Genomic DNA, 1,610 nt, shown 5'->3' on the forward strand with positions numbered 1-1,610 from the left:
CCGGCTGGTCCCCGCCGGCGTCGACCGGGCCGGCCAGCCCACGCGGGCCCGGTTGGTCCTGTTCCGCAGGCCGCTCACCCGCCGGGCACCCGGCGGGGACGACCTCCGTGACCTGGTCTATTCGGTCCTGGTGGAACTGGTCTCGCAGCACCTGGAGATCTCACCGGACGAGGTCGAGGCCGGCCCCAACGACAACTGACCACCCCGCAGGGTGGTCAGACAGGGTGGTCAGGCAGTGGCCAGGAAGGTGCCGTCCAGAGCCCCGGACCCACCGGGCCCGGGCGCGTTCACATCACGGCTTCGCGCTTGATCCGTCGACGCTCGCGCTCCGACAGTCCTCCCCAGATACCGAAGCGCTCGTCGTTGGCCAGTGCGTACTCGAGGCACTCCGCCTTGACCTCGCATCCCGTGCAGATCTTCTTGGCCTCGCGGGTCGAGCCGCCCTTCTCCGGGAAGAACGCCTCGGGATCGGTCTGGGAACAGAGCGCCCGGTCCTGCCAGCTCTCCTCCTCGTCCTCCACGAAGAGCGCACCGGTGCCGAAGTCGACCAGGGTCAGTTCGGGTCCCGCTGCGGTGCGTGACTGTCGATCCACGGTCATCCCCTCGTGTTACGTTGCTCGTCGCTCGTGCGTCTGCCCGGCCCGGCGTGCCGCTCAGATACGAATGACACACCTGTGATTACACACATGCGAGTCGCCAAGGTCAAGCGAAATCGGGGATACCTAGCATTTCCGTGCGCCGGCCCCGCCAGTGACACGCCGCGGATTGTGTGGCGTGGGACACCATCTGACGTCGGGGGGATCGGAACACCCGGCCACGCGGGCCACGCCGCCACACCGTCACTACTCTGGGTCGACGTGAGGATCTGTGTATTGGCCGGTGGCGTCGGTGGCGCCCGTTTCCTGCTCGGCGCACGTCGACTTCTCGGACTGGATCCCGCGTCCGGGGGTGCGGGCGCCCCGCTCCCCGACGGGGGTCCCGTCCACGGCCTCGACGCGGTGGTCAACGTCGGGGACGACGCGTGGATGCACGGCGTCCGGATCTGTCCCGACCTCGACACCTGCATGTACACCCTCGGCGGGGGCATCGACCCCGAACGCGGATGGGGTCATGCGGGCGAGACGTGGAACTGCCGCGACGAACTCGCCGCCTACGGCGTCCAGCCCGACTGGTTCGGGCTCGGGGACAAGGATCTGGCCACGCACCTGGTCCGCACCCAGATGTTGGGCGCCGGTTACCGGTTGACCGACGTCACCGAGGCCCTGTCCACCCGATGGACCCCCGGCGTCCGCCTGCTGCCGGTGACCGACGACCGCTGCGAGACGCACGTCGTGGTGCCCGGTGGCCCCGATGGTGCGCAGGGGGGCGGTGAGCGGGCGATCCACTTCCAGGAATGGTGGGTCCGCCACCGGGCCACGCTGCCGGCCTCCGCATTCGTGCAGATCGGCGCCGACGCGGCCCGGCCCACCCCGGAGACGCTCGAGGCCATCGAGTCGGCCGATCTCGTCGTCGTCGCCCCCTCCAACCCCGTGGTCTCCGTCGGCGCGATCCTCGCCGTCCCCGGGATCCGCGCCGCGCTGCGGTCCACCTCCGCGCCCGTCGTGGGGGTG

At 70.4% G+C, this 1,610-nt stretch carries 3 protein-coding genes; 2 read left to right on the forward strand and 1 reads right to left on the reverse strand.

The window, feature by feature from the left end; translation table 11 throughout:
* Positions 1-199 (forward strand): metallopeptidase family protein (locus G6027_RS11585; protein ID WP_182637318.1); only part of this gene is annotated, 199 nt, incomplete at its 5' end.
* 88 nt (positions 200-287) lie between these two features.
* Here the strand turns inward: G6027_RS11585 and G6027_RS11590 are convergent.
* Entirely contained in the window at positions 288-599 is a 312-nt protein-coding gene (locus G6027_RS11590; protein ID WP_241727050.1) for a WhiB family transcriptional regulator, read from the reverse strand.
* A gap of 258 nt (positions 600-857) precedes the next feature.
* On the opposite strand from G6027_RS11590, the gene cofD reads away from it, so the two are divergent.
* On the forward strand, positions 858-1,610 hold a 753-nt coding region (cofD, locus tag G6027_RS11595; RefSeq protein WP_182637319.1), incomplete at its 3' end, for a 2-phospho-L-lactate transferase.

Origin of the sequence: Dietzia sp. SLG310A2-38A2 (assembly GCF_014145095.1) — a bacterium.
Classification (GTDB): Bacteria; Actinomycetota; Actinomycetes; order Mycobacteriales; family Mycobacteriaceae; genus Dietzia.

What these genes read in the sequence shown, in the direction of transcription:
- G6027_RS11590 (WP_241727050.1), bottom strand. Translation starts at nt 599, where the DNA reads ATGACCGTGGATCGACAGTCACGCACCGCAGCGGGACCCGAACTGACC.